Origin of the sequence: Streptomyces sp. NPDC051563 (genome assembly GCF_044454225.1) — a bacterium.
Taxonomy (GTDB): Bacteria; Actinomycetota; Actinomycetes; order Streptomycetales; family Streptomycetaceae; genus Streptomyces.
The window spans coordinates 17,445-42,266 of record NZ_JBITDL010000038.1 but is presented as its reverse complement, the minus strand read 5'-3'; the positions used below and the strand labels follow the sequence as shown (position 1 = coordinate 42,266).

The following is a 24,822-nucleotide window of genomic DNA, read 5'->3' as shown; positions in this document are numbered from 1 at the left end:
CGAACCGAACGGCCGCGCGAACACCGAAGACACGACCGGAGGGCGGCCGATGACCCGCAAGGAACGCTGGCAGACACTGCTGGACCTGCTGGTGGAGCGGGGCGAGCTGGAAGTGGAACCCGCCGCCGAGGCCCTCGGCGTGTCCGCCGCCACCATCCGGCGCGATCTCGACCAGCTCGCCGACCAGCAGCTGCTGGTCCGCACGCGCGGCGGAGCGGTCCTGCACGGGGTCTCGTACGAACTCCCGCTGCGTTACCGCACCTCGCGCCGGGCCGCCGAGAAGAGCCGCATCAGCGAGACCGTCGCGGCGCTGATCGTCCCGGGCGAGGTGATCGGCCTGACCGGCGGCACCACGACCACGGAAGTAGCGCGCGCGCTGGCCGCCCGCCCCGACCTCGCCACCGGCTCCCCCGCCCTCACGGTGGTCACCAACGCACTGAACATCGCGGGAGAGCTGGTCATCAGACCGCAGTTCAAGATCGTGCTCACCGGCGGCGTGGCCCGGCCCCAGTCCTACGAGCTCACCGGCCCCCTCGCCATGGAGGTGCTCGGGCAGCTCTCCGTGGACACCGCCGTCGTCGGCGTGGACGCCTTCGACCCGGCCGACGGGGCCGCCACCCGCCACGAGGACGAGGCGGCCATGAACCGGCTGCTCTGCGAGCGCGCCCGCCGCGTGGTGATCGCCGCCGACTCCAGCAAGCTGGGCGTGCGCGCCTTCGCCCGCATCGTCGCCACCGACGCCGTGGACGTCCTGGTCACGGACACCGGACTGTCCCCGTCGGTGGCCGAGGCCTTCGAGGCGGCGGGCGTGGAGGTCATCCGCGCCTGAGCACACGGCGGGCCCGGCCGGCCCGGCCGGGGGCCGCCTCTAGACTCCCCGGATGGCAGACGATCTTCTCCGGCTCACCGTCCTGGGCAGTGCGACGCCCTATCCGAGCGCCGGCAACCCCTGCTCCGGCCACCTGCTCGAAGGCGGCGGCGCCCGGGTCTGGGTCGACGCGGGCAGCGGAACCCTCGGGCCGCTCCAACGGCACGTCGGTCTGGACGAGTTGGACGCGATATGGGTTTCGCACCTGCACGCCGACCACACCGCCGACCTGCTGACCGCGTACTACGGGCTGCTGTACGCCGACGTACGAAGGCCCGCGCCGCTCCCCCTCTACGGGCCGCCCGGCCTCGCCGACCGGCTGGCGGGATTCCTCACCAACGGCCCGGACCGCAGCCCGGTGGAGGCCGCCTTCGAGGTCCACGAGCTGTACGACGGCCACCACGTGCGGATCGGCGGGCTCGGCCTCACCAGCCGCGCGGTGTCCCACGGCATGCCCGCCTACGCGCTGCGCGCCGCATCGGGCGACCGCTCTCTCGTGTACTCCGGGGACACGGCGCCCTGTCCGGCCCTGACCCGGCTCGCCGCGAACTGCACGCTCCTGGTCTGCGAGGCCGACAGTTCCGCGCACCCGCCCGGCACCGAACCCGTGCACCACACCCCCGAGGAGGCCGGCGACACCGCCCGCGCGGCCCGCGCCCGGCGACTGGTCCTCACGCACGTCGGCCGCGCCATGCAACCGGCCGAGGCCGTGGCCCGCGCCGCCGCCCGCTACCCCGGACCGGTCTCGTACGCCGCGCCGGGCGACGTGTTCCTCGCCGGGTAGGGGGTCAGTGGGCCGGGAGCCGGCCCGCCTCGCGGGCCAGGGCCGCCAGGACCGGGGCGATCAGGGGATGCGTCTCGGCACCGCGCCGGGTGGCCGCGAAGACCCGCCGGGTCGCCGCCGGGCCGGTCACCGGGCGGACCTGGACCTCCTTGAGCTCCATGCCGCGCAGCGCCGAACGGGGCACCAGAGCGACCCCGGCGCCCGCCCCGACCAGCGCGACCACGGCCCGGAAGTCGTCGGAGGAGTGCACCAGCCGGGGCTGGAAACCGGCGAGTTCGCAGGCGAGCTGCATGACGTCATGGCAGGGGTTTCCGGGGTACTGGCCCACCCAGTCGGCGTCCGAGAGACCGTCCAGCGGCACCTCGGGCAGATCACCGAGGGGGTGGCCCGCGGGCAGGACCGCGTCGAAGGGTTCCGCGTACAGCGGGAGCACGGACAGCCGCCCGTCGCCGGCGCCGGGTGCGCCCCGGTACTCGACGGCCAGGGCCACGTCCGCCTCGCCGTCGAGCAGCAGCGGCAGGCTCTGATCGCCCTCCGCGTCGCGTACCCGCAGCCGGATTCCGGGGTGGTCGACGGCCAGCCGGGCGATCGCCGGGGCCAGCACCTCGGCGATGCCGGTGGCGAAGGCCGCCACGGTGACGGCGCCCGCCGAGCCGCCCGCGTAGGCGGCGAGTTCGGCCTCGGCCCGCTCCAGCTGCGCCAGGACCTCGTGGGCGTGCCCGAGCAGGATCTCGCCGGCCGCGGTGAGGCGCACGCCCCGGCCGCTGCGGGTCAGCAGGGCGTGCCCGGTCTCCTGCTCCAGCGCCGCGAGCTGCTGGGACACGGCGGAGGGGGTGAGGTACAACGCTGCGGCCGCGGCGGTCACCGTGCGGTGGTCCGCGACGGCCCGCAGAATGCGCAGCCTCCGGGGGTCGATCACGGTGCCATTCTCGCAGCCCGCGGGGGTCGGCCGGGCCGACCGATCGGGCGGGGTCGGCCCGTCACCCGGCGCCGGGTGACGGCGTGCCCCGAGCCGGGGGGCACGCCCTGCGGCGGGCTGCGTGGTCCGGCCCTGCGGGGGCTGTCCCCTACCCGCCCTTCGCCCGTTCCCCAGGCTGCGCCCGGACCCCTTCTGGGGCTCCGCCCCGGTGGACCATACACCCCGGGACCTAGAAAAACAGCAGGTCAGCAGACATGGAAAAGCCCCGCCCGACGCATGGTCGGACGGGGCTCTGTGCTGTCTTGTCAGGCCCTACCGGGCACGGTGCACGTCTTCCGACGTCGGTCCCGCTCCGAGCTCTACAGCGTGCTCGGGGCATGCCCACAGCGTCGTTCCGGGGCCGCTGGTGCTGTGGATCTCGCGCACCGCTACGGGCGCTTCCGTCTTTACGTGACAGACGATGCACACCGCCACGTTCGCGGGGAGCAACAGCGGGAACAGTTCGGGGCCCGTCATGCCGACACCGCCACAGCGAACGCACTGCGCGGGAAGGGTGCCCCCTTGAACGTGTACGGGTAGTCCACGCCGATGGCTGCGAACTCTGCCGCGTACCGCCGTTCCCGCTGGACCGGGGAGAGTACGAGGGTGGTTTCCGCCGTGGTTTCGGGCCGGAAGATCGCACGGGCCTGTGCGCTACTCGGGCCGATCCACGGACGTGCCGAGTAGGGCATGGGGGCAGGCTCAGGACGGTAGCCGCTGGAGTGCTTCCCGGGCGTTCGCCGGTTCGGCTCCCACCGGAGCGCGCAGTAAACGGCGAGGACGGACGACAGTCCGATGATGATGAAACCGATAAGCTCGCGCATGTCGTTCAGCTCTCTTCTAGCTGTTCGGCGGAGCCCCGGCGGACCGTTACAGCGGTCCTCCGGGGCGTTTTCGTTTCCCGAAGGTAGTCAGCCTGTAGGTACCTGTCTATAGCTGAATATGGACAGGCGTATCTATGAGTGCATGGCTGGTCTTGTGTAGCGTCCGACCTGTGGAGTACGACCCGACCCGCCCGAAGTGGGTACAGATCGCGGAAGTCGTCCGGGCGCGCATAGCGTCGGGCGAGTATCCGCAGCACCATCTGATCTCAGAAGTTCAGTTGGCAGAGGAGTTTGCGGTCACCCGCGTCACCATTCGCAAGGTGACTGCCGCGCTGCGGGAGGAAGGTCTCATCGTCACCACGCCCGGCATGGGTTCCTTCGTTGCGGATCAAACCGCGAGTACGAACGACTGAGCCCGCTTAACCGCAGGGATAGCGGCCAGCGGGCCCAGGGGCTCAGCTCTCGCACGGGCAGCAAGCCGCACATGCCACGTTGCGAGCCTGCCCGGTAGCCGGGTCAACGATCACGGTCACACCCTCGCCGTGCGGGCAGACCCGCCGCCAGCGACGACTAGGGCTTCTCGCGGTTCGGCAAGCAGTCAGTAGCCCGACCGCCTCGCGATACCGAGGGTCGATCCAATCAGCCCTACGCTCTTCGCTCACCGCATCCTCCTGACAGCAGTAAGTCACCAACGGTAGTGGGTGTGGGCTGTCGTCGTGGGCGTTCCGTCTGCCTCCTAGCTTGGCGGAGCAGTACAGGCTGACCCGCCTTCTGTGCATTCGCTGTGCATGCAGTCGGCAGAGACCAGAACGGCAGACTGTGCCTCCACGGTCCATAGGTACTCGTCGGGTTCGTCTCCCGCTTCGCGGATGGCCTTGAGCGTGCGGGCGACGGTTGCCGTGTCGTGCTTCTTCGCCGCAGGCACCTCAGGGACGTGGTGTACGAACCGGCCGAGCAGCCGGCACAGGTTGTCGTACGTCCTCGTGTCCGTGAGGAGCGCGTGCCACCCCTCGTCCACGAGCCTGGACGGGCGCAGGGCGAGACCCTGGGTCCGGTTACGCGCTGCCGCAGTAACGAACTTCACCGCCTCACGAACGATCCGCTCGGCCATGCCCTCCGGAAGGTGAGGGTTCGCCCGTTCGACGGTGCGCACGGCGGTGGCGAACCCTGTGGACGGGAGGCGGACGGAGAGCGGTAACGCGGCCTCACGTACAGCAAGCTGTGACATACGGGCTCCGTTTCTAATGGGAGTTGTTTCGCTGCCCGACCCTCAGAGAGGTGGGAGTTCTGGGGAGACCGAAACCGGGCGATGCCAGCGGCCGACCGGTGCATGACCAGGTCCCGGACGCTGGACACGATCACGCGCCCCAGCCCTTGGCCACGATGCAGACGACGACCCCGACCCACACGACGGCCCCCAGGGTCACGGCTAAGGCGCTTCGCCGGCTGGACTGCGCGTGCGCCTGGTCCTCGTTGTCGCCGGTCACTGGACGCGCTCCACTACTGCGACTTCCGAGAACTCCCGGACGAACGTCATGTGGCCTGTCCGCCCTGTGTGCTTAATGCACATGTCGCTGCACACGTCGGCGTTCGGGGTCGGTTCCGCTGTCCAGTCGCACTCGAAGCTCAGACACCGCGCGGTCGCGGTCGTCTCGGCGGAGGGATGCCGCCGCATGCTGTAGGTGATGTAGCGCATCACCGAGATCACGCTCATGCCGCGTCCCGGCCGTGCGGGTGATTGCGGAGCTCCTCGTTCTGCACCGCTACGGAGCACGGGTCGTCGGCTTCCCGCGAGATCTCACGGGCTGTGGCCAGTGCGAGGCACACCCCGCATCCGGGTACGGGGACCGGTTCGAGCGGGTCTGGCCGAGCCGTTTGTTGCCGTGCTGCCGTCACCATGCGCACCCCTTGCGTCGCGTTCGGTGCTCGGGATCGTCTCGCCTCCGAGGAAGCGGGGCCTAGTGTGATCCGTAGTGGCAACCAGCTCGGAAGGCGAAGAATCTCTCGGTCTAGTGGCATCCCTAGTAGCAAGATGGGCGCATGGACATCGGGGAACTGATCCGGGATCTCCGCAAGGCTCGCGGCTGGAGCCAAGGGCGGTTAGCTTCTGAGATCAACAGCGCGCACGGCACAACGCTGACGCGGGAGTACGTCAGCAACTGGGAGTGTTCCAAGGTCAGGCCAGGCCCGTTCTACCTTGCCGCGCTTTCTGCCGTTCTCGACGTTCCCCTAGCTGTCCTTGAAGGTGAAGTGGACCGACGCGAGTTCCTTACCGACATCGCCGGGGCTGCCATAGCTCCAGTGGTTGCCTCTGATCTGATCAGCGCAGGATTCGCCGCCCGACTACGGGGCGGGCCGTCATCGGATGAGTGGGAAGCCAAGCTGACCACGTACGGCACTGAGTACATGTCGATGGGCGCTGCGGACATCCAGCGTCGGGTGTCCGGCGAACTCGTCACCGTGCAGCAACAACTGGAAGACCCCCGACTTTGGTCAGTGGCCTCCCGACTGATGACCCTGTACGCCAAGACGTTTCCGGGGTCGGACGGATCGAAGGCCGTTCACTGGTACCGCATGGCAGCTAAGGCTGCTGACGAGTCCGGAGACGACGAAGCGCGCGTTTGGGTACGTGGACGTGCAGCCATCGCCCTGGGGTACGAAGGGGCATCGCTGGGCATCGCTGACGTACTGGCGGACCAAGCCTTGGCCATATCGGATCGACCTTCCCTAGGTCTCCTGAACGCCGTAATGGGCAAGGCACACGCCGCAGCACTTCGAGGTGACCGCGCCTCAGCACTCAAGCTCGCCGACGATGGCCGGCGCATCTTCGACAAGTCGGGTTCCTACGAACAGACCAGCGACTATGCCGTGCCCTGGTGGCGTATGAACGTCTTCCTGTCGCTCCTCCTAGCCCGCTTGGGCGACGAGCAGGGAGCCGTTCAGGCACAGGAAGCTGCGCGCCGCGAACTCCCGGCAGAGCTTCCCCGATTCGCTACCCACCTTGAAATGCATAGAGGTCTGATGCTCGCACGCTCCGGCGATGTGTCCGGCGGAGTGACCTACGCACGGGGAGCGTTGGACGCGCTGCCGCCGGAGAAGCACTCCCTGACGCTCAGACTTCTGATGTCGGAAATCGAAGAGTCCTGACGGCACGCACGACAAAAGCCCCCGCACCCGTCACCCGGCAAAGGGAGACGAGCACGGGGGCTCAGGTACTTGATCAGCCGTTCAGCACGTTGGTCAGTCGGGCTGCGGCCTTCCCGCCGAACAGGGCAATACCACAGTAGAAGTCGATGCGGGTCCGGTAGACGGGCTTGTCGTGGGACTCGCCGAGGTCGGTGGCCTGCACCCCGCCATGCGTCAGCCCGGTTACCCCCGCGTCGGCCTCAGTGGAGCCGAAGCGGACGGCGTAGATATCGCCGGTCTGCTTGCCGCCCGTACCGGTGTTCAGGGGCAATACATCGGTACCGTCCAGCTTCTGACCCGCGTCGAGCATCGGAATCCCGTTCCACATCACCGCCCGCTTACCGGCTATCTCGGATGTCAGCAGCTCGGAACCGCCGAGCCGGCGGAACCCTGACGCGATCTTGGCCCGGACGTCGGCGTTCATGTAGAGCGCCCCGTTGGAACCGTTGATGCCACGGACCCGCGCGGTCAGAGTGTCCAGCGCATCAAAGAACTCGTAGCCGTTGGCCACCGGACCGAGACCCTTGGCGTCGACAACCTGAGTGCCGAACAGCCGCTTGCGCAGACCGTCGAACCCCTTCGGGTCCACCATCACGTCACCGTTGAAAAACTGATCCGAGAAGTGAATGGAAGCAGCCTTGACCTTCATCATGACCTGAATGGCTCGCTGGTCTTTCAGGTTTCCTCGGGTCTGCGCTATGAACTTGTCCACATCGGCGTCACCACCCAGGATGGCGAGTGTCTCGATCTTCTGATTAAGCGTTCCAGTGCTCTCCGGGTACGCCTCATTGACTGCGCGGAACGAGACGCCAGGGAGGGTGGACTCCTCGTTGTAGCGGTATGCGTTTCCGGCAATCTGCATCAGTGGGAGCCGGTCCAGAAGGGGAGACTCCTGGACGAACGTCTCAATAACGCCGCGCTGCAACTGATCCTGCGAGAGCTTGGCGGATTCAGCAAGGGTGAGACTCATGAATTTCTCCAAAATTGATTGCGTTGAAATTGGCGGCGAAATGGGAGTTCGATTTCGCCCCGCGAAAGCGGTCTAATTAGCCATGGGCGTTTTTTGCCTCCCTGCCGCTCGGGAAGGAGAGGGGTTGACCCCCTCCCCCTGGTCAGAACGGCGGAGCCTCGCGCGATTCGCGCCGTGAACGTGCTTCAGCGGCAAATCCGCCGGGTTGATGACGTGCTGTCTCTCGGTTGTGGCACGCGACGCACAGCGGACGCAGATGACGTGACGCATCAGGGTTCGCGTCGCCCCGTGCGATCAACTCGTGTCGGGACAAAGGGAAATGGTCCGCCACGTTGGCGAGGCGCCCACACAGCACGCACCAGGGATGCCGGTACAGGTAGGCACGCCGTACGCGCTGCCACCGTGTGTCATAGACAGCACCACGTGAAGCACGGTCCGCGTTCGCCTCGCGCTCATGCTCGGCGCAGCGTCCGCCGGCTCGGGTGAGCTCAGGACAGCCGGGTACCGAGCACGGGGGGCGGGGCTTACGGGGCATGGGGGCACCTCCTTCACGGGATAGGGCTGAGACTGAAGTCCGGGTCGGTCTGTGGCGTTGTCACCCAGCAGTGCGGAAGTCTCCACTTGAGCTGTTCAGCGCGTGGCCCTGTGCCCCGTCTCCCTCGTCACCGCAACGGGCAGCATCGGAGCTACCTGGCGGACACGGCAGCGAGCGAGGTACAGGCAAAGCGTTCTCAGGGCTTGGCCGGCCCGCTGGTGGGTAGGGTGCGTGGTACTGAGTGCTACAACAGCGCCTGGTGTAAGGACTTTTGGAGAATCGCAATGGCCGATAATGATGTCTCAGAGAATCGCGACAGGGTAGATGGTGAACAGGTCACCGAAGTTCCAGCGGGAGAGACGTCTGGTGAGATTGAGGCTTATGAAAGCCCTAACCCACTCGCGAACCTCACCCAGTTTGAACTAACGGCGCTTCACTATGCTGCGCAACAGTTCGATAACCTCTGGATCGCGGCGAAGCTGTCAGTGCCGGAGCGGCAAGTCAAGAACGCTTTCACCGCCATCTACAAGAAGCTTCCGGCGGAGAATCGCACTCAATCAGCCTTGAAGTATCTACTGTTTGCGCGCTCCAGCGATCGACCGAGCTAGCCGCTGATACGCGCCGAACGTCTTCGCAGTCGCGAGCTGGTGGCACCCGTGGCACAGAACCTGAAATGCCCAACACGGACGCAATCAGCAACCCCCGTAATCAGTTCGGGGCAGCCGGGTACCGAGCACGGGGGGCGAGGCTTACGGGGCATGGGGGCACCTCCTGTCAAGGGGTGTGGTGTACATACGTGGGGTTATGGAATGCTCACCCCAAGTCGGCAGGGAGCCGACCGAAAGGGGCGACATGCCGGACACTGAGAACGACAACAAGGGCCCGTTCATCGACTTCCCGCAGGAGGGCGACGGCACCGAGGAATCGTCCACCACCACGCCTGAAACCCGCGCCGCAAAGAGCGACCGGGACATCAATATCGTTTCCTTGGACCTTGGCACGCGCTGAACCCGCCTCGCCCGCCCCGGTACAGCGCGCCAACACTGTGCCGGGGCGGTACTGCGTCCGAGGTCAGAACGGCGGACCAACGGCCCCGAAGTCCTCGCGCGTCTTGAGCTTGTGACACGGACGGCAGAGCGGCTGAACGTTCCCGTCCGTGTCTGTCCCACCCAACGCGAGCGGCTGTATGTGGTCCACGTCAATGTTCGACGCGAGGACATGACGACCACAGCGCACGCACGCCCAGTAGCCCGACTTCCGGATGATCCGGCGGAGCCGAGCAGCAGCGCTGTTGCCCCGCGCGAGAATCTCCCGACGCTTGCGCCGAGCCCTCACCGCAGGACGATCCTCGTAAGCCTGGTAGTGGGGCTCACAGCGGCCCCGATGGGTCGCAGGCTCGGTGCAGTCGATACAGCGCATGCGGCCCCTCGGGATGAGTTCTGGTCACTTCCCCGCGAGGGTCAGCGAGAGCGGTACAGGCTGCCTGCGGGGTCCGTAGCGTTGGCACATGACCAATGACGAACAGCCCGACGTACAGGCGGGCATGGACCCGCTAGGCGACATCGTGTTGACCGTGCGAGGCGACGGCAACGGCAGCGCCCCCGACTACGAACTACCGCCCTCGGTTCCGCTCGCAACGGCTGCCGAGATCCTCGACATGGACGGAGCGGACGCGTTGGTTCAAGCCCGCGAAGGACTGTTCCCCGAGCGCGTCATCGACGTTGGGGACGAGCCCGGAGTCAAGTTCAGCGTCCCCGTTGCACCACTGATCCGCCGAGTAGGTCTGGACCGTGTGCGGGAGGTACTGCGCTCCAAGGGGTAGCCCTCGGACGTTCTGTTGTTGCGTGCCCGCCCCCGGACTCGAACCCCGGAACTCTGCGGCCGATATCCCCGAGTCGGGTCCGGTACCGCGCACCTCTCACCGTTGGGTCAGCGGGCCGTAAGTGCGCTACCAGGTAGCGTCAGTTCTGGTTGACACGGCCTGGTGCTGGTCTTGCTCCTGGTGCTCGTTGTCGTTCGGCGTAAGCCCTGGTCGGACCGTGCCTCACCGTGTGTTCCCGACTGGATTCGAACCAGCATCGACCGCCGGATTGTTGTAGGACGGCCGTTCGCGCCAATGAACTGCGGGAACGGGTTGCCCTCGCCGGCGAACCGGTCTGGACAGGATGGGGACCACACGCGCTTACAACCCCTTTCGGCACGCTCCGGAGAGCGGGTTACTTATGGGCGGTGTGGTCCCCGCACGCACTGCCTCACGACTCCTGCGGCCACCCCCGTAACGAGAGGGTGCGTGGTGCATGGGCAACGCTGTAGAGAGAGTGGGCACTCGGTCCGCCGTCCACTCTGTAGTGGGGTGCGCGGTAGTCCCGCTCTCTCTGGGAGTAGTAGGGACGGACGAATTCCCGCGATCGGTCCCGCTGGTGAAGCGTTCCGTTCGTGGCTCGTTCCTTCCCTCTCTCGGGAGTAGTAGGGACGGAGAGATTCCCGCCGGACCGAGGGTGTGACGATGTGACGTACAGAGGGTGTTCCTAGATATCGCTTATAAAAATAGACAGAACATAGGACAGGGCCCTTGTACGTCACATCGTCACGCGCACCGCCCGCTGTGTCTCGCCAGCTCGGGGCCGCTCGGGCCTTGTACGCGCTGTAGGGCCGCTGTGCGCCCGTCTGCGGGCATAGGAATGCCCCGGCGGTCCGATGGGACTACCGGGGCGAGGCGGGCCGGTCGTACTGCTTCCAGGACGAACCTGTGAGGCACCAGCCCTAACCCGCGCACCCATGTCGACGAGGGGTGCAAAGAGCTTACCGGGCCGCGAGGGGCACGCAGAAAGCCCCGGATGATCACAGGGACCGTCCGGGGCTGTTCGAGCCTTACAGGGCCGTTACGCGGCTTCCATGTAGTCGTCTGCGGCACCCTCCGGGGTGGCCCCTGCGATGGTGACCCGCTTCATTCCGTCGAAGCGGTGTCCGCGCCCCGGAGACTTCGTCACGGTCACGGTGTCGATGGCGAGCCCGAGTAGGTCACGCTGCATGCGTGCGTCGGCAGTGTTCCAGTACGCCTCACCCCTGCCACTCAGCAGGAACGAGAGGGACACGGGACCGCTGTTGCCGACCAGCTCGGCGAGGGCTGTTTCAGCCTTACTGATCCTCGCTTCGGCAGCGTTCTTGTGCGGGATGCGGTACCGGGCGGAGCGGCCCGTGTAGAAGTCCGCAGCATCGTCCGCGTGGAATCGGTCGAGCTTGGCCTGTGCGGCTTTCAGTTCGGCGCGTGCGTCCCTGATGACCTGCGTCTCCTCGGGCCGGGTAATGGCCTGCCAGCGTTCGGCCACGGCGACCAACAGCGGGTCGTCATCGTCGGTCACTGCGAGCCGCTCGGACCATGTCTGTACGACGTACTTTTCGATGGCAGCGCGGGTGACGAATGCGGGTTCGGCGCATGCCTGGTCACCGTCGCCGTAGCGGGTGCACGCGTAAGAGCTTCCCTCTAGCGTCATGGCGCTGCCGCAGGATGCGCACCGCATGCGGCTCGTCAGGGCCCGGACAGCGCGGCCCGGAGTGGGCGTAATCTTGCTGATGGTCTGGTTCCCGGACAGCACACGGCGGGCACGCTCGGCGAGCTCGGACGGGATCATGTTCGGAAGCGTCTCGGCCGTGACCACACGAATCCGCTCGCCCTCGCTGTTCAGGAAGGGCACACGGTCTCGGTGAGCCTTACCGCCGGGGCAGTGCGTAAGCCATCCCTCGTAGACGGGGTGAATGATGATCGCTCGCACCGCGTCGGCTCGCCACGGGACCCCGGTACCGGTCCGCAGTCCCTCGCTGTTCAGCTTCCGTGTCAGCGCGCGGGAGGACATGCCCTCGCCGATGGCCTTGAACACCCGCTGGACGATCTCCCACGGGGTGACTTCCCGCTTGTCGGCAACGGTGCACATGTACGGGGTGAGATCCGGGATCAGCTTCCGCGTACCGGGGACCGCAACCAGCCCGAAGGGGGCTTTGGACAGCCACTTGCCCTCGGTGCGCTGCCGAGACTTCGTGCCCCGCACGTTGTAGCTCAGCCGCTGCGAGTACTCGCGTGCGTTCTCGGCACGGTCGATGATCCAACGGCGGTCCCGCTCGTCCAGCGAATCGAGACGCTCGTAGTCGAAGATCACGCGAGCCTTACCGAGGATCGGTACTACCGCTTCGGCGCCCTTGCGGCTGAAACGGTCGAGCGCGTAGCACCAGAGCGCGGGTACTTCGCCGGCGAGGACAGCGACCATTGCGGCGTCATACTTCGGGCGCTGCACGTCCGACCACGCGGACAGGTTCTCTCGCCACACCTTCCGCACGCAATACCCATGCTCGTCCGCCCATGCCCGGCCCCGTTCTTCCTGTGCCCGGATGGACAGTGCACGCTCGCCCTCGCGAACGATCTTCGACTTACGGAGCAACAGGTCAACGTACGGTCGTCCGTGGCACGGGCACAGCCCGTCAGTAGTCTGGTTCATACCCTTGTTAGGGCCGGACACGTTCCTTACAGGGCGCTCAAGAGTGCTCGTAGACATGAGAAAGCCTTTGTGACCTGCGGAAACGGCCCGCTACCGAGTAGAACCCAGGGTGTTGGTTCCACTCCAGACCCCGCTCCTCAAACGCCGGAGGGGCTGGATTGTGCCGCTGCGCGGCACACCAGCCCGCCCCGCGCACATCCAGCCCGACGCCGGCCAAACTCAGCCCCTCCGGCGTTTGAGGAGCGGGGGTCCGGGGCCGGCCCCCGGCGACGGCGCCGCACCCTGCGCACAGGGGCGGCCAGGGCTCAGTTCCCGGCGTCCGCCAGGGCCGCCCGCGCGTCGGTGAAGGCCGCGATCGCGCGTTCCACGTCCGCCGTCGAGTGGGCGGCCGAGAGCTGGACGCGGATGCGGGCCGCGCCCATCGGGACGACCGGGTAGGAGAAGCCGATCACGTAGACCCCGCGCTCCAGCAGGAGTTCCGCCATCCTGGCCGCCTCCGCCGCGTCGCCGATCATCACCGGGGCGATCGCGTGGTCGCCGGGCAGGATCTCGAAGCCGGCCTCGGTCATCTTCGTGCGGAAGAGCGCGGTGTTGGCGGCGAGCCGCTCGCGCAGGTCGTCGGCCGACTCCAGCAGGTCGAGGACCTTGAGGGAGGCCGCCGCGATGACCGGGGCGAGGGAGTTGGAGAAGAGGTACGGGCGCGAGCGCTGGCGCAGCAGCTCGACGATCTCGGCGCGGGCCGCGACGTAGCCGCCGGAGGCTCCGCCCAGCGCCTTGCCGAGGGTGCCGGTGATGATGTCCACGCGGTCCATGACCCCGTGCAGTTCCGGGGTGCCGCGGCCGCCGGGGCCGACGAAGCCGACGGCGTGCGAGTCGTCGACCATGACCATGGCGTCGTAGCGCTCCGCGAGGTCGCAGATCTCGGCGAGCGGGGCGACGTAGCCGTCCATCGAGAACACGCCGTCGGTGACGATCAGCTTGCGGCGGGCGCCGCCCTCGGCGGCCTCCTTGAGCCGGGTCTCCAGCTCCGCCATGTCGCGGTTGGCGTAGCGGAAGCGGCGGGCCTTGGAGAGGCGGATGCCGTCGATGATCGAGGCGTGGTTGAGGGCGTCGGAGATCACCGCGTCCTCGGGGCCGAGGATGGTTTCGAAGACTCCGCCGTTGGCGTCGAAGCAGGAGGAGTAGAGGATCGTGTCCTCCTGGCCGAGGAAGGCGGAGAGCCGTGCCTCCAGCTCCTTGTGCACCTCCTGCGTACCGCAGATGAAGCGCACGGAGGCCATTCCGTAGCCCCAGCGGTCCAGGGCTTCCTTCGCCGCGGTGACCACCTCGGGGTGGTCGGCGAGACCGAGGTAGTTGTTGGCGCAGAAGTTGAGGACCTCACCCGCGGCGCCGCCCGAGGTCACGGCGACGGCGGCGTTCTGCGGGGTGCCGATGACGCGCTCGGGCTTGTGCAGACCCGCGGCGCGGATCTCGTCGAGGGTCGTACGGAGGTCCGCGCGGACGGTGTCGAACATGGGCGGTGCTCTCTTTCTCCTGGTGCGGCGGAGGGAGGGGGGCCGGGCCCCGCGGAGGGGGGGAGGGTGGTGCGGGGCCCGGCCGGAGGGAAATGGTCTGTGGGGCTGGACGCGGCGGGCGACAGCGCCGGGGAAGCCTGCCCGGGCGGCTGCGCCCGGGCCGCTACGCCTGGGTCCAGTCCAGGATGATCTTGCCGCTGCGGGCGGTCGCGGCCTCGTCGAACGCGGCCTCGAAGTCCCCGTAGGCGTACCGGCCGGTGATGACGGGGCTGAGGTCGAGCCCGCCCTCCAGCAGCACGGTCATCGCGTACCAGGTCTCGAACATCTCGCGGCCGTAGATGCCCTTGATCGTGATCATCGAGGTGACGACCTTGGCCCAGTCGACGGCGAACTCCTGCGCCGGCAGGCCCAGCATGGCGATCCGGCCGCCGTGCGTCATGTTGTCGATCATGTCGCGCATGGCCTCGCCGCGGCCGGACATCTCCAGGCCGATGTCGAAGCCCTCGCGCAGGCCGAGCCGGGCCTGCGCGTCCGCGATCGTCGCCTTGGAGACGTCGAGCGCGAGCGTGGCGCCGGCCTTGCGGGCGATCTCCAGGCGCTCGGGGCTGACGTCGGTGATGACCACGTTGCGCGCTCCCGCGTGCTTGGCCACGGCCGCCGCCATGATCCCGATCGGGCCCGCGCCGGTGATCAGCACGTCCTCGCCGACCAGCGGGAAGGAGAGCGCGGTGTGCACGGCGTTGCCGAACGGGTCGAAGATCGCCGCGACGTCGAGGTCCACCTTGGTCCGGTGCACCCACACGTTCTGCGCGGGCAGCACCACGTACTCGGCGAAGGCGCCGTCGCGTCCCACACCGAGCCCGACCGTGCTGCGGCACAGGTGGCGGCGCCCGGCCAGGCAGTTGCGGCACTTCCCGCACACCAGGTGGCCCTCGCCGCTGACCAGCGCACCGACCTCGATGTCGGAGGTCACGTCCGCACCGAGCGCGGCCACCTCGCCGACGAACTCGTGGCCGAGCACGAGGGGGGTCTTGACCGCGCCCTGCGCCCAGCCGTCCCAGGAGCGGATGTGCAGGTCGGTCCCGCAGATGCCGGTCCGCAGCACCTTGATCAGCACGTCGCCGGGCCCGTACTCGGGCTCGGGAACGTCCATCAGCCACAGCCCGGGCTCGGCCTTGTGCTTGACGAGTGCCTTCATGGGGTGGCTCCAGGCATGCGGAAGGAAGCGCCACGGGGCGTGCGGGCCGGGCAGCGTTCGGACGGCACCAATCTGCCGACCTGCGGGTGATCAGTCCATCGAGGATTTCTTAAGCGGGTCCACAGCCCAGCTTCACGCCTATGCTCCTCAGGTGACGGGCAGGGGCCGGGGAGTGGTCCGGGCCGGGTTTGGGGAGGTGAGGGGCGTGCCGAGTCTGCGCAGCAGGGCGCTTTCGGTCGCGCTGATCGCGGCGGGTCGGCGAAGACGGTTCGGGAGCGCCGAGGCGGTCCGTACCCGGGTGGCGGAATCGATGCGGCGCCCGGCGTCGCACCTTCCGCCGCGTTCGCTCGGGCGGGTAGCGGAGGTCTCGCGGACCTTCGTCGGGGCCTGGCCGGTGTACGAGGTCTCGCCGCTCGGCGTGGAACCGGCCGCCCGCGTGCTGTACGTGCACGGCGGCGGGTACATCAACGAACTGGTCCGGGCGCACTGGTCGCTGATCCGGACCCTGGTGACGCAGGCGCAGGCCCGGGTGGTCGTACCGGCGTACATCCTGGCCCCGCGCGGAACCGCCGACCGGACCGTCCCGGTCGCCGCCGATCTGCTCAGCGGCCTGATCGCGAGCGGGGGCGCGGGCGGCACCGTGCTCGTCGGGGATTCGGCCGGCGCCGGGCTGGCGCTGGCCGCGGCCCAGCGGCTGCGCGACCGCAGCGGGGCGCAGCCGTCCCGGATCGTGCTGATCTCGCCCTGGCTGGACGTGTCCATGAGCCATCCCGGCCAGGCGGCCATCGAGGCGGGCGACCCGATGCTGGCCCGTCCCGGCCTGCGCGAGGCCGGGCGGCTGTACGCGGGCAATCTGGCGGCGGACGATCCCCGGGTGAGCCCGCTGCACGGGTCGTTCGCGGGACTGGCCCCGCTGACGGTGTTCACGGGCACCCGGGACGTCCTGTCGACCGACAGCCGCGAACTGCTGAACCGGGCGCGGGCGGCCGGCGCCGAGGTGGAGTTCATCGAGGAGCCGGGGCTGCCGCACGTCTACCCGCTGCTGCCGCTTCCGGAGGGCAGGGCGGCCCGCGACCGGATCGTGGAGCTGGTCCGCGCGGCGGCGGCGGAGTCCTGAGCCGCCGCAGCCGCGGGCCGGTCGCGGCCGCGCAGGCGGTGCAGGCCTCGCATCTGCCACGTCTGCCTCTCAGGCCACGCGGTTCATGACGCTCAGGCCACGCAGTTCATGAGGGAGCCGACGGGGGCCGTGCGGTAGCGGGCCCAGTAGGTCTCGTCCCGGGTCGCGCACGCGGGCGGAGTCCGGGACGGCTGCCAGCTGACGGTGGCGAAGCCGGCGTCGGCGGCGGCCTCCGCGAAGTCGGCGTGGGCCCACTCCCGGCATTCGAACGCCACCGGCGGGTCGGTCTCCAGCCGGGCCCGCAGCAGGGGCGCGTCCCCGCCGGGCGAGCGCTCGACCACGCTGATCCCGTACGGCTCCCAGTCCGCGTAGGGGAAGGCCCCCGGGTTCGGCACGATGGCGAGGAGCCGTCCGCCGGGGCGCAGGTTGGCCCGCACGGCGCGGAACATGGTGTGCAGGGCCGTGCGGTCGTGGGCCTGGTTGAACAGGTACACGGCGGTGGCCAGGTCGAAGGGCCCCAGCGCGGGCAGGCCGGCCGCCGCGTCCGCGACGACGTACTCGACGGCGGGCGCGAGGCCGGCGCCGGTCTCCCGGGCCCGGCGGATGCGCTCGGGGCAGCTGTCGACGCCCACGGTCCGGCGGGCCCCGCCCCCGGCCAGCAGCCGGGTGGTGCCGCCGTGTCCGCAGGCCATGTCGAGGGTGTCGAGGCCGCGGACGCCGCCGAGGGCGTCCAGGGCCGTGCTCAGGGTGAAGGCATCGGCGACCGAGAAGGCCGGCGGGGGCGTTGACGTGTCGTACTGCTGTCGCATGCCCGCAAGCCTGCCCGCCCGTGACCCGTCCCGGCGGCCCCCACCCCGGGCCTCCCCCGGACGGGGGAGGCGTTCGGATCAGTCCGTACGACGTACGGGGCTCCGGGATCCCCGTACTAGGGGCACCGTCCCCGGTGTTGGCGATCATCCTGCGCAGCACCTTGAGCGCGGCCACGTACTCCTCGTCGCTGATGCCCTCGTGGACCGAGGCGCGCAGCTCGGTCACCAGCTCGCGCAGCCGCACCCTGGCAGCCTCCCCGGCCTCCGTCAGCCGCAGGCGCTGCCCGCCGTCGATCCGGAGCCGGCCGCGGTGGACCAGCTGGTCGACGACCCGGGTGATCTCGTGCGGGCCGTCGGCGAGGGGCGTCGGCTGGACGAGCACCTCCTCGCGGCTCGGCGCCGCGGGCCCGCCGTTCACCCTGTTGAGCACCCAGTACTGCGGCTGCGTGACGTCGGTCCGGGCCATGGCATCACGCAGGTGCCGGGTGACGGCCTCGTGGGCGAGGCCGCTCCAGTAGCCGATGGGCTGGGTGGCCGGCACGTCGTTGGTGGCGGCCGGGTCGGCGGGCGCCTGGTCGGTGGTGTTGCCGGTCAGCGGTGTCATGATCGCGACGCCGGCTCCCCCTCGCACCCTCGGGGGCGCCGGGCCCCGCCCGCCGGCCGGCGCGGGCGGATGTCGCCGGGCGCCTCAGGGGGCGGGGGTCCCGGGACCGGGTCGGCGGACGGGGGTCAGGGCGACCAGGGCAGGTCGCGGGGCGGCGGAGTCGTCGGGGCAGGTCGTGCAGCCCCGGGAGGCGAAGAAGCAGCCCGAGCAGTCCACGGTGCCGATCTCCTCGCGGCGCAGCCGGCCCTTGCGGACCCAGTACGCGGCGAGGTCGGCGGCCTCGGCCCGGTCGAAGCCCAGCCGGTCGGCGATCTGCGCGAGCCCCTCGCCGGGGGCCGCCTCCTCGAAGGCGCGCAGCAGGCGGCGCAGCATGCTCGGTCCGGGTCCGGGTCCGGGTCCGGTTCCGCGGTCCGGCCCGCTCACCACACCAGCCTCGCGATCTGGAAGACGCCCACGGACAGGAGCCAGGCCGCCGCCAGTTGGATGCCGAAGCCGATGACCGTCAGCCGGGTGCCGATCTCGGCCCGCTGTGCGGCCAGGGTGGCGAAGCAGGGGGTGTAGGCCAGGATGAAGACCAGGAAGGCGAGGGCGGCCGCCCGCTGGTGCCCGCCGGAGGATTCCTCGAAGGTGGCGTGCAGGCTCGCGGTGAGCTTGGGATCGCCGTCCTCCTCGGCCGAGTAGGTCTGGGCCAGGGTGGAGATCACGCCCTCCTTGGCGATCAGGCCGGTGCCGAGCGCCGCCGTGGCGTGCCAGTCGCCGAAGCCGGCCGGGGCCACGAGGGGCGCCGTGGCGCGGGTGACCGTACCGAACACGCTCTGCTCGACGTCGACCTTTCCGAAGCCTCCGTGGCCGGCGGCGGCCGGGACGGCCATGAGGAGCCAGACGGCGGCCGCGGTCGCCACGATGATGCCGCCTGCAGTGCGTAGGAAGGCGGAGAGCTTCTGCCAGACCTGCGCGCCGGTGACCCGCAGGGTGGGCAGCCGGTACGGGGGCAGCTCCAGGACGAGCGGTTCCTCCTTCATGTCCCTGAACAGCAGCGGCCGCAGGATCAGCCCCATGCCGACGACCAGCAGCACGGAGGCGACGTAGAGGAAGAAGACGACGGTGCCGGAGTTCGAGCCGAAGAAAACGCCCGCGATCATCACGTAGACCGCGAGGCGGGCGGTGCAGCTCATGTACGGGATGAGCAGGCCGACGAGCAGCCGGTGCGAACGGCGGTTGAGGATCCGGGTGCCGGCGAGGGCGGGGACGTTGCAGCCGAAGCCGACGACGAGCGGCAGGAAGGCACGGCCGGGCAGCCGCAGCGTGCGCATCAGGCGGTCGGCGACGAACGCGGCGCGGGCGAAGTAGCCGGAGTCCTCCAGCAGGGCCAGCAGCAGGAACATGATGATCATCAGCGGCACGAAGGTGAGCAGTTGGCCCACTCCGCTGATCAGGCCGTCGACCAGCAGTCCGGTCAGCCAGCCGGGTGCGTGCACGGCGTCCAGGAGCCGGTCGGCGCCGCTGCTGACGGGTCCGGTGACGAAGTCGCCGAGGCCGTCCTGGAGGGGTTTGGCCAGGACGGTGGTGGCCTGGAAGACCCCCCACATGACGGCGAGGAAGAACGGGATGCCGAAGCCGCGGGACAGCAGCAGCCGGTCCACCCGGTCGGTGAGGGTGGGCCGGGCCCCGGCGGGACGGGGGGCCGCGCGTTCCATGACGGCGTGCGCCCAGGCGTAGCGGGCCTCGGCGACGAGGAGTTCGGCGTCGGTGTCGAGGTCGAAGCCGGTGTCGGTGCCGCCCTCCCCCGTGCCCTTGCCCGCCGCCCGGGCCGCCGCCGTGAGGCGGTCCGCCGCCGCCCCGGCGCGGTGGGCGAGCGCGGCCGGGACCGCGGGCGGTTCCTCCCCGCAGAGCAGGCTCACGGCCAGCCACCGGGCCGGGTGCGGGGTCTGCCCGGAGGCGGCCGCGGCCAGCTCGGTCAGCTCGGCCGCCACGGGCGAGCCGGCCGCCCAGGCGGAGGTCCGCCCGGGGCTCCGGGGTCCGGCGTCGAGGGCGTTCCACACCGCGTCGGCGAGCAGGTCCAGCCCGGCCCCGGTGCGTCCTTCCACCCGTACGACGGGCAGTGCGAGCTCGCGGGCCAGCGCGTCCGGGCCGGGGGGCGCGCCGCGCCGGGCGGCTACGTCGGTCATGGTGAGCGCCACCACGACGGGGATGTCGGTGTCGAGGATCTGCGAGAGCAGGTACAGGTTGCGGGCCGGGTTGGCCGCGTCGAGGGCGAAGACCACGGCGTCGGGCCGCTCCCCCGCCGGCGCGGTCAGCACGTCGCGCACCAGCGCCTCGTCCGGGGAGTCGGGCAGCAGGCTGTACGAGCCGGGCAGGTCGGCCATGCGCAGCGGGCGGGAGCCGCGAGAGGTGCGCCAGTCGCCCTGGGCTACGGAGACGGTCTTGCCCGGCCAGTTGCCGACGCGCTGATGGGCGCCGGTGAGGGCGTTGAAGAGGGTCGATTTGCCGACGTTCGGGTTGCCGACGAGGGCGACGAACGGCGTGCCGGCCGGCCGCTGCGCCGTGGCGGTCGCACCGGACCCGGCTCCGGGGGCGTGACAGCTCATCCGGCGCACCTCAGCCGGCCGGCCGTACGGGTGTCCAGGGCGACCCTGGTCTCCCCGAGGCCGACGAGCAGGCCTCCGGTCGCACCCCGGGCGATCACGGTGACGTCCGCGCCCGGCACGAAGCCGAACTCCAGGAGCCGGCGCCGGCTCCCGCCCGCCTGACCGGGATCGATCCCCGTGATGCGTACGGTCGTCCCTGGACGGCTGTCGTTGAGCGACGGCACCGGACCTCCTTGTTCGAATCCACTTAGGCAAACCTAAGCAGCCCGGGGAGCCCCGGCGGCCGGGCGAAGTCCCTGATCGGGAGGGACTTTCAGCCCACCGGTCCCGCCCGCCCCTCGGCCGATCGGCCGAGCCGGGGGGGGTGTGGCGGCGGGTGCGGGCGCACCGGCCGGACGCGGGCGGCCGCCGCGAGCCCCAGCCGGAGCCGTGCGGACGGGGTGTCCGAAGGCAGGGTCCGGGGGGTGTGCGAAAGCACCGGCCCTGGCGCATTCTGGAGGGGTGACGGCGAGACCGGAGACGAGCGGCCCCGTCAAGGACGCCACGGCCCAGGCGCTCGCGCGGGCCGCTCTCGATGCCGCGGGGGCCGCCGGCGGGTACGCGGGCTGCGTCTACCTGCGCTCCGGCACGGAGGGGCTGCTGCTCATGGCGGCCGTGACCGGGATCCCGGGCCCGTTGTTCCGGCCCTGGTGGCGGATGCACGTGAACCGCCCGTACCCCGTCGCCGAGGCCTACCGGTCCGGCCAGTCCGTCCACCTGCCCGACGCGGAATCGGCGATGCGGCGCTTCCCCCAGCTGATGGCCGGGCTGCCCTTCCCGTTCGGCTCGCTCTACGAACCCGTGACCCGCGGCCGCGAACGCTACGGCGTCCTCGTGGTGCTGCGCCCCGCGACCCCCGGGGTTCCGGTCGGACCCGGCGACCGCAAGCGGCTGCGCGCGGTGGCCACCCGGCTGGCCGGGGAACTGGCCGCACTCACCGCGGGCGGGTCCCCGGTGAGCTGGGAGGGCGACCCGGTGTGCTTCCCCGGCCCGGGATCGGGCCCGGGCCCGGGCCCGGCTGGCGACACAGCCGGCAGCGCAGACGGCGGCCCGGCGAGCATCCTCGCAGTCGGCACGGCGGGCAGCACGGCGGGGAGCGCGGACGGCTGCCCGGCCGACAGCCTCGCAGCCGGCCCGGCGGGCACCCCCGCAGCCGGCCCCCGGGGCGGCCGCCCCCGCCTTCCCGCGGACGGCTCCACCGCCACCGCCCGGGCCGCCGGAGCCCGGGCCGCCGTGGACCGGCTGGACCTGGCGGTGCTGGCCGTGGACCGGCAGGGTGTCATCGGCTTCGCCAACTCCCGCGCCCTGTCCGCCGCCACCACCCTGCTCGGCTCCGACGGGGCGGAACTCTCCGGGCGGTTGCTCTGGGAGGCGCTGCCCTGGCTCGGACACCCCGCCTACGAGGACCACTTCCGGGCCGTGTTCCTCGCCCCCGCCCCGGTGCACTTCCAGGCCGCCCGGCGTGGGCCCGAACCCTCTCCGCACTGGCTGTCGGTGGGGCTGCATCCCGGAATCGACGGGGTCACCGTCACCATCGCCGAGGACGCAGCACCCACGTACGCGCCCGAGTCGCTGATGCGCCCCGGCACGGGGCTCGGCTCCCCGGGCCTCGGCTCGCCCGCCGACCGGGCTTCGGCCCTGTACCGGCCGGTGGCGCTGGCCATCGCCCTGACCGAGGCGGTGACGGCCCGCCAGGTGTCGATGGTGGTCACCGACGAGCTGCTCCCGGCTTTCGGCGGGCGGCAGTTGGCGATCTACCTGCTCGGCGAGGGGCACCTGCACCTGGCGTGGGAGACCGGTTTCCCCCAGGGGTTCCTCGACCGGTTCGACGGGGTGGCGCTGGACGTCCGGCTGCCCGGGGTGGAGACCCTCACCTCGGGCCGTCCGCTGTTCTTCGAGTCGATGCAGCACCTGGCCGCCGCCTACCCGGGGATCGCGCTGGACGCCGATGTCGGGGCCCGCGCCTTCCTCCCCCTGATCGCCTCGGGCCGGCCGGTCGGCTCGTGCATCCTCGGCTTCGACGCCCCGCGCGGGTTCAGCCCGGAGGAGCGTACGGTGCTCACGGCGCTGGCCGGGCTGATCGCCCAGGCGCTGGAGCGGGCCCGGCGCTACGACAGCGAGGCGGCGCTGGCCCGCGGGCTCCAGGCGGGGCTGCTCCCGCACCGGCTGCCGGTCCGCGAGAACGTGGTCACGGTGGGGCGCTACCTGCCCGGCACGGCCGGGATGGACGTCGGCGGCGACTGGTACGACGTCATCGAGGCGGGCGGCGGACGGCTCGCGCTGATCATCGGCGACGTCCAGGGGCACGGAGTGGCGGCCGCCGCCACGATGGGCCAACTGCGCAGCGCCGTACGGGCCTTCGCGCTCAGCGGCAATGAACCGGATCAGGTGATGCGCGGCACGAACGAGCTGCTCATCGACCTCGATCCGGGCCAGTTCGCGAGCTGTTGCTACGTCCTGCTCGACCCGGCGTCCGGCCTCGCCCTCGCCGTCCGGGCCGGGCACCCCCAGCCGCTGCTGCGGCATCCGGGCGGCCGGACGGAGGTGCTGGACCTGGCGGGCGGGATGGTGCTCGGTGTGGACGCCGGGGCCGAGTACCCGGTGACCCGGCTGCGGATCGAGCCGGGGGCGGTGCTCGCCCTGTACACCGACGGGCTGGTGGAGAGCCCCGGTACGGACATCGACGTGGGCGTGGAGCGGCTGCGCGCCGCACTGGCCGACGCAGGCCCGGCCCCGCTGACCGAGACGGCGGACCGACTGGTCGCCGAGGCGGGCCATTCCACGGACCGGCCGGACGACATCGCCCTGCTCCTGGCCTCCCGCACCTCCGCCCCCGAGGTGGCCGCACCGGACCGGGCCGCCCCGCACGGGGCCCGCGGCGCGGGGGACGGCCCGCGCGCGGAGCCCCGTGGGACGGCCCCTCCGGAAAGCCCGTAGGGCGGCCCCTCCGGAAACCGCGTAGGGCGCGGGCGGACCGTGCGCCGCCCGCGCCCCCGCCTCCGCTACCTCTTGGCGTACGCGCGGGCGTAGGAGTCGCCCGCGATCAGGGCGTCGGCGACCATCTCCGGGGTCACCGGGAACGGCATGTTGTGCGTGGTCTCGCCCTCCGCGGTGGCCGCGCGCCCGATGGCGAGGAGCTCCTCGCGGTCCGGGTCGCCGAGGCCGATCTCGGCGAGGGTGGTGGGCAGGCCGACGGCGCGGCTGAAGCGCAGGTAGGTGTCCAGCTCGTCGGTCGGGGCGCCTTCCAGGACCAGCTGGGCGAGGGTGCCGATGTTGACCTTCTCGCCGTGCATCATGCCGTGCACCTTGTGCGAGACGGTCAGCCCGTTGTGGATGCCGTGCGCGGCGGCGAGCCCGCAGGACTCGAAACCGAGGCCGGAGAGAAGGGTGTTGGCCTCGGTGACCTTCTCCAGGGCCGGGGTGACCACGTGCGCCTCGGCGGCCAGCCGGGCCTGGGGGCCGTACTCCATCAGGGTCTCCCAGCACAGCCGGGCCAGCGCGAGCGAGGCCTCGGTGGCGAGACCGCCGGCCATGGCGACCCGGTGGGCGGCCACGCAGACCCGGGCCTCGTACCAGGTGGCGAGCGCGTCGCCCATGCCGGAGACGATGAAGCGGCTCGGCGCACCCGCGACGAGCGCGGTGTCGACGAGCACCAGGTTGGGGTTGCGCTGGAAGAAGGAGTAGCGCTCGAAGGCGCCCGCCTCCGTGTAGATCACGGCGAGCGCGCTGGTCGGCGCGTCGGTGGAGGCCACCGTGGGCGCCGAGACGACGGCGATGTCGCCGAGCGCGTGGCCCACGGCCTTGGCCGTGTCGATGGCGGTGCCGCCGCCGATGCCGATGACGACGTCCGCACCGGCGGCCCGGGCGGCCGCGGCGACCCGGTCGATCTCCTTCTGGGTGCAGAGCCCGCCGAAGACCTCCTTGGTCAGCTCGACCCCGGCCGCGGAGAGGGAATCCGTGACGGCCGCGTCCACGAAGCCCCAGACGCCCTTGTCCGCGAGGACCACGGCGTTCGTGCCGAGGCGGGCCGTGTGCTCGCCCAGGTCGTTCATCGCCCCGGCGCCCTGCACGTACTTCGGCGGGCTGATCATCATGCGCGTACCGACGGTCTTCACGTGAATCCTCCTCATTGCGAATTCAATTGCGCTTGCCTATTCATCCCTATCACGGATTTCGACGACACCCCGAAATATGCACGACCTTCTCGTCGACGGGCCTTTCCGCGCATGGATCCGGGACCAAAGGCCCGCGCTGTCCCGCGGGTTTGCCGGGGTAAAGTTCCAGCCAAGTGCCCCGGGAGCGGTGGCGGATAGGCGACGGTGCCGAGTGAATACCGTC

At 70.5% G+C, this 24,822-nt stretch carries 24 protein-coding genes, 1 tRNA gene and 1 pseudogene; 9 read left to right on the top strand and 17 right to left on the bottom strand.

Annotated features, from left to right (window positions below; all coding sequences use genetic code 11):
* The first annotated feature begins 49 nt into the window (after positions 1–49).
* Entirely contained in the window at positions 50–829 is a 780-nt protein-coding gene (locus tag ACIA8F_RS33795; protein ID WP_399384597.1) for a DeoR/GlpR family DNA-binding transcription regulator, read from the top strand.
* 52 nt (positions 830–881) lie between these two features.
* Complete coding sequence (locus ACIA8F_RS33790) at positions 882–1,652, top strand: MBL fold metallo-hydrolase (protein WP_399384595.1); 771 nt, start codon at positions 882–884, stop codon at positions 1,650–1,652.
* 4 nt (positions 1,653–1,656) lie between these two features.
* On the opposite strand, the gene ACIA8F_RS33785 is transcribed toward ACIA8F_RS33790, so the two are convergent.
* Both ACIA8F_RS33785 and ACIA8F_RS33780 read right to left on the bottom strand, forming a co-directional pair.
* Positions 1,657–2,571, bottom strand: coding sequence for a LysR substrate-binding domain-containing protein (locus tag ACIA8F_RS33785; RefSeq protein ID WP_399384593.1), 915 nt, complete (start codon positions 2,569–2,571; stop codon positions 1,657–1,659).
* Positions 2,572–3,083: 512 nt separating this feature from the next.
* The gene (locus tag ACIA8F_RS33780) at positions 3,084–3,434 is read right to left on the bottom strand and encodes a hypothetical protein (RefSeq protein ID WP_399384592.1); all 351 of its coding nucleotides are present in this window, start codon (positions 3,432–3,434) and stop codon (positions 3,084–3,086) included.
* Positions 3,435–3,604: 170 nt separating this feature from the next.
* On the opposite strand from ACIA8F_RS33780, the gene ACIA8F_RS33775 reads away from it, so the two are divergent.
* Complete coding sequence (locus tag ACIA8F_RS33775) at positions 3,605–3,847, top strand: GntR family transcriptional regulator (RefSeq protein WP_399384590.1); 243 nt, start codon at positions 3,605–3,607, stop codon at positions 3,845–3,847.
* A 323-nt stretch (positions 3,848–4,170) separates the two neighbouring features.
* Here the strand turns inward: ACIA8F_RS33775 and ACIA8F_RS33770 are convergent, their stop codons facing one another.
* From ACIA8F_RS33770 to ACIA8F_RS33760, 3 genes are all read right to left on the bottom strand, one after another.
* The gene (locus ACIA8F_RS33770) at positions 4,171–4,662 is read right to left on the bottom strand and encodes a glycine-rich domain-containing protein (RefSeq protein WP_399384588.1); all 492 of its coding nucleotides are present in this window, start codon (positions 4,660–4,662) and stop codon (positions 4,171–4,173) included.
* Positions 4,663–4,792: 130 nt separating this feature from the next.
* On the bottom strand, positions 4,793–4,921 hold the full coding sequence (locus ACIA8F_RS33765; protein WP_399384587.1) for a hypothetical protein: 129 nt from the start codon (positions 4,919–4,921) through the stop codon (positions 4,793–4,795).
* A complete protein-coding gene (locus tag ACIA8F_RS33760; protein ID WP_399384585.1) occupies positions 4,918–5,148 on the bottom strand; it encodes a hypothetical protein in 231 nt (76 codons plus the stop codon). Before ACIA8F_RS33760 ends, ACIA8F_RS33765 begins: the two co-directional genes overlap by 4 nt.
* A 326-nt stretch (positions 5,149–5,474) precedes the next feature.
* On the opposite strand from ACIA8F_RS33760, the gene ACIA8F_RS33755 reads away from it, so the two are divergent.
* A complete protein-coding gene (locus ACIA8F_RS33755) occupies positions 5,475–6,581 on the top strand; it encodes a helix-turn-helix transcriptional regulator (protein WP_327305329.1) in 1,107 nt (368 codons plus the stop codon).
* A gap of 73 nt (positions 6,582–6,654) precedes the next feature.
* On the opposite strand, the gene ACIA8F_RS33750 is transcribed toward ACIA8F_RS33755, so the two are convergent.
* Positions 6,655–7,590 (bottom strand): major capsid protein, encoded by a 936-nt coding sequence (locus tag ACIA8F_RS33750; RefSeq protein WP_399384583.1) that lies wholly within the window; start codon positions 7,588–7,590, stop codon positions 6,655–6,657.
* Between the two features lie 819 nt (positions 7,591–8,409).
* Between ACIA8F_RS33750 and ACIA8F_RS33745 the strand changes: the two genes are divergently transcribed.
* Together ACIA8F_RS33745 and ACIA8F_RS33740 are read left to right on the top strand one after the other, a co-directional pair.
* The gene (locus tag ACIA8F_RS33745) at positions 8,410–8,733 is read left to right on the top strand and encodes a LuxR C-terminal-related transcriptional regulator (protein ID WP_399384581.1); all 324 of its coding nucleotides are present in this window, start codon (positions 8,410–8,412) and stop codon (positions 8,731–8,733) included.
* A gap of 244 nt (positions 8,734–8,977) precedes the next feature.
* Positions 8,978–9,133 carry a hypothetical protein gene (locus ACIA8F_RS33740; protein ID WP_399384579.1) on the top strand — a complete coding sequence of 52 codons (156 nt, stop codon included), beginning with the start codon at positions 8,978–8,980 and terminating at the stop codon, positions 9,131–9,133.
* A gap of 63 nt (positions 9,134–9,196) precedes the next feature.
* Here the strand turns inward: ACIA8F_RS33740 and ACIA8F_RS33735 are convergent, their stop codons facing one another.
* Positions 9,197–9,544: an HNH endonuclease gene (locus ACIA8F_RS33735; RefSeq protein ID WP_399384578.1), complete on the bottom strand. Its 348-nt coding sequence runs from the start codon at positions 9,542–9,544 to the stop codon at positions 9,197–9,199.
* 88 nt (positions 9,545–9,632) lie between these two features.
* Here ACIA8F_RS33735 and ACIA8F_RS33730 point away from each other — a divergent pair, with 88 nt between their 5' ends.
* Positions 9,633–9,947 (top strand): hypothetical protein, encoded by a 315-nt coding sequence (locus tag ACIA8F_RS33730; RefSeq protein WP_399384576.1) that lies wholly within the window; start codon positions 9,633–9,635, stop codon positions 9,945–9,947.
* 230 nt (positions 9,948–10,177) lie between these two features.
* Here the strand turns inward: ACIA8F_RS33730 and ACIA8F_RS33725 are convergent.
* The 4 genes from ACIA8F_RS33725 to tdh form a co-directional block, all read right to left on the bottom strand.
* Positions 10,178–10,256, bottom strand: a tRNA-OTHER gene (locus tag ACIA8F_RS33725).
* A gap of 751 nt (positions 10,257–11,007) precedes the next feature.
* Positions 11,008–12,558 carry a recombinase family protein gene (locus ACIA8F_RS33720; RefSeq protein WP_399384575.1) on the bottom strand — a complete coding sequence of 517 codons (1,551 nt, stop codon included), beginning with the start codon at positions 12,556–12,558 and terminating at the stop codon, positions 11,008–11,010.
* A gap of 362 nt (positions 12,559–12,920) precedes the next feature.
* Complete coding sequence (locus ACIA8F_RS33715; RefSeq protein ID WP_399384573.1) at positions 12,921–14,129, bottom strand: glycine C-acetyltransferase; 1,209 nt, start codon at positions 14,127–14,129, stop codon at positions 12,921–12,923.
* A 163-nt stretch (positions 14,130–14,292) separates the two neighbouring features.
* The gene (gene tdh, locus ACIA8F_RS33710; protein ID WP_399384571.1) at positions 14,293–15,327 is read right to left on the bottom strand and encodes an L-threonine 3-dehydrogenase; all 1,035 of its coding nucleotides are present in this window, start codon (positions 15,325–15,327) and stop codon (positions 14,293–14,295) included.
* Positions 15,328–15,532: 205 nt separating this feature from the next.
* Here tdh and ACIA8F_RS33705 point away from each other — a divergent pair, with 205 nt between their 5' ends.
* Positions 15,533–16,444, top strand: coding sequence for an alpha/beta hydrolase fold domain-containing protein (locus ACIA8F_RS33705; protein WP_399384569.1), 912 nt, complete (start codon positions 15,533–15,535; stop codon positions 16,442–16,444).
* 92 nt (positions 16,445–16,536) lie between these two features.
* Here the strand turns inward: ACIA8F_RS33705 and ACIA8F_RS33700 are convergent, their stop codons facing one another.
* The 5 genes and pseudogenes from ACIA8F_RS33700 to ACIA8F_RS33680 all read right to left on the bottom strand — a co-directional run bounded on the left by ACIA8F_RS33700 (position 16,537) and on the right by ACIA8F_RS33680 (position 20,669).
* Positions 16,537–17,253, bottom strand: coding sequence for a class I SAM-dependent methyltransferase (locus ACIA8F_RS33700; RefSeq protein WP_399384567.1), 717 nt, complete (start codon positions 17,251–17,253; stop codon positions 16,537–16,539).
* 136 nt (positions 17,254–17,389) lie between these two features.
* Positions 17,390–17,857: pseudogene (locus tag ACIA8F_RS33695) on the bottom strand (MarR family winged helix-turn-helix transcriptional regulator); the annotation flags it as partial.
* An 84-nt stretch (positions 17,858–17,941) separates the two neighbouring features.
* Complete coding sequence (locus ACIA8F_RS33690) at positions 17,942–18,280, bottom strand: helix-turn-helix domain-containing protein (RefSeq protein ID WP_399384565.1); 339 nt, start codon at positions 18,278–18,280, stop codon at positions 17,942–17,944.
* On the bottom strand, positions 18,277–20,445 hold the full coding sequence (feoB, locus tag ACIA8F_RS33685; RefSeq protein ID WP_399384563.1) for a ferrous iron transport protein B: 2,169 nt from the start codon (positions 20,443–20,445) through the stop codon (positions 18,277–18,279). Before feoB ends, ACIA8F_RS33690 begins: the two co-directional genes overlap by 4 nt.
* A complete protein-coding gene (locus ACIA8F_RS33680) occupies positions 20,442–20,669 on the bottom strand; it encodes a ferrous iron transport protein A (protein ID WP_383949060.1) in 228 nt (75 codons plus the stop codon). The genes feoB and ACIA8F_RS33680 overlap by 4 nt, the downstream gene beginning before the upstream one ends.
* 277 nt (positions 20,670–20,946) lie before the next feature.
* Here ACIA8F_RS33680 and ACIA8F_RS33675 point away from each other — a divergent pair, with 277 nt between their 5' ends.
* Positions 20,947–23,421 (top strand): SpoIIE family protein phosphatase, encoded by a 2,475-nt coding sequence (locus tag ACIA8F_RS33675; RefSeq protein WP_399384561.1) that lies wholly within the window; start codon positions 20,947–20,949, stop codon positions 23,419–23,421.
* A 65-nt stretch (positions 23,422–23,486) separates the two neighbouring features.
* Here ACIA8F_RS33675 and ACIA8F_RS33670 read toward each other — a convergent pair whose 3' ends face one another.
* Positions 23,487–24,599, bottom strand: a complete 1,113-nt coding sequence (locus ACIA8F_RS33670) for a glycerol dehydrogenase (protein WP_399384559.1) — start codon at positions 24,597–24,599, stop codon at positions 23,487–23,489.
* Positions 24,600–24,822: the final 223 nt, after the last annotated feature.

Excerpts from the sequence above, each read along its gene's own strand:
- ACIA8F_RS33795 (WP_399384597.1), top strand. The coding sequence starts at position 50 with ATGACCCGCAAGGAACGCTGGCAGACACTGCTGGACCTGCTGGTGGAG.
- ACIA8F_RS33790 (WP_399384595.1), top strand. The coding sequence starts at position 882 with ATGGCAGACGATCTTCTCCGGCTCACCGTCCTGGGCAGTGCGACGCCC.
- ACIA8F_RS33780 (WP_399384592.1), bottom strand. The coding sequence starts at position 3,434 with ATGCGCGAGCTTATCGGTTTCATCATCATCGGACTGTCGTCCGTCCTC.
- ACIA8F_RS33770 (WP_399384588.1), bottom strand. The coding sequence starts at position 4,662 with ATGTCACAGCTTGCTGTACGTGAGGCCGCGTTACCGCTCTCCGTCCGC.
- ACIA8F_RS33760 (WP_399384585.1), bottom strand. The coding sequence starts at position 5,148 with ATGAGCGTGATCTCGGTGATGCGCTACATCACCTACAGCATGCGGCGG.
- ACIA8F_RS33755 (WP_327305329.1), top strand. The coding sequence starts at position 5,475 with ATGGACATCGGGGAACTGATCCGGGATCTCCGCAAGGCTCGCGGCTGG.
- ACIA8F_RS33750 (WP_399384583.1), bottom strand. The coding sequence starts at position 7,590 with ATGAGTCTCACCCTTGCTGAATCCGCCAAGCTCTCGCAGGATCAGTTG.
- ACIA8F_RS33745 (WP_399384581.1), top strand. The coding sequence starts at position 8,410 with ATGGCCGATAATGATGTCTCAGAGAATCGCGACAGGGTAGATGGTGAA.
- ACIA8F_RS33740 (WP_399384579.1), top strand. The coding sequence starts at position 8,978 with ATGCCGGACACTGAGAACGACAACAAGGGCCCGTTCATCGACTTCCCG.
- ACIA8F_RS33735 (WP_399384578.1), bottom strand. The coding sequence starts at position 9,544 with ATGCGCTGTATCGACTGCACCGAGCCTGCGACCCATCGGGGCCGCTGT.
- ACIA8F_RS33730 (WP_399384576.1), top strand. The coding sequence starts at position 9,633 with ATGACCAATGACGAACAGCCCGACGTACAGGCGGGCATGGACCCGCTA.
- ACIA8F_RS33715 (WP_399384573.1), bottom strand. The coding sequence starts at position 14,129 with ATGTTCGACACCGTCCGCGCGGACCTCCGTACGACCCTCGACGAGATC.
- tdh (WP_399384571.1), bottom strand. The coding sequence starts at position 15,327 with ATGAAGGCACTCGTCAAGCACAAGGCCGAGCCCGGGCTGTGGCTGATG.
- ACIA8F_RS33700 (WP_399384567.1), bottom strand. The coding sequence starts at position 17,253 with ATGCGACAGCAGTACGACACGTCAACGCCCCCGCCGGCCTTCTCGGTC.
- feoB (WP_399384563.1), bottom strand. The coding sequence starts at position 20,445 with ATGAGCTGTCACGCCCCCGGAGCCGGGTCCGGTGCGACCGCCACGGCG.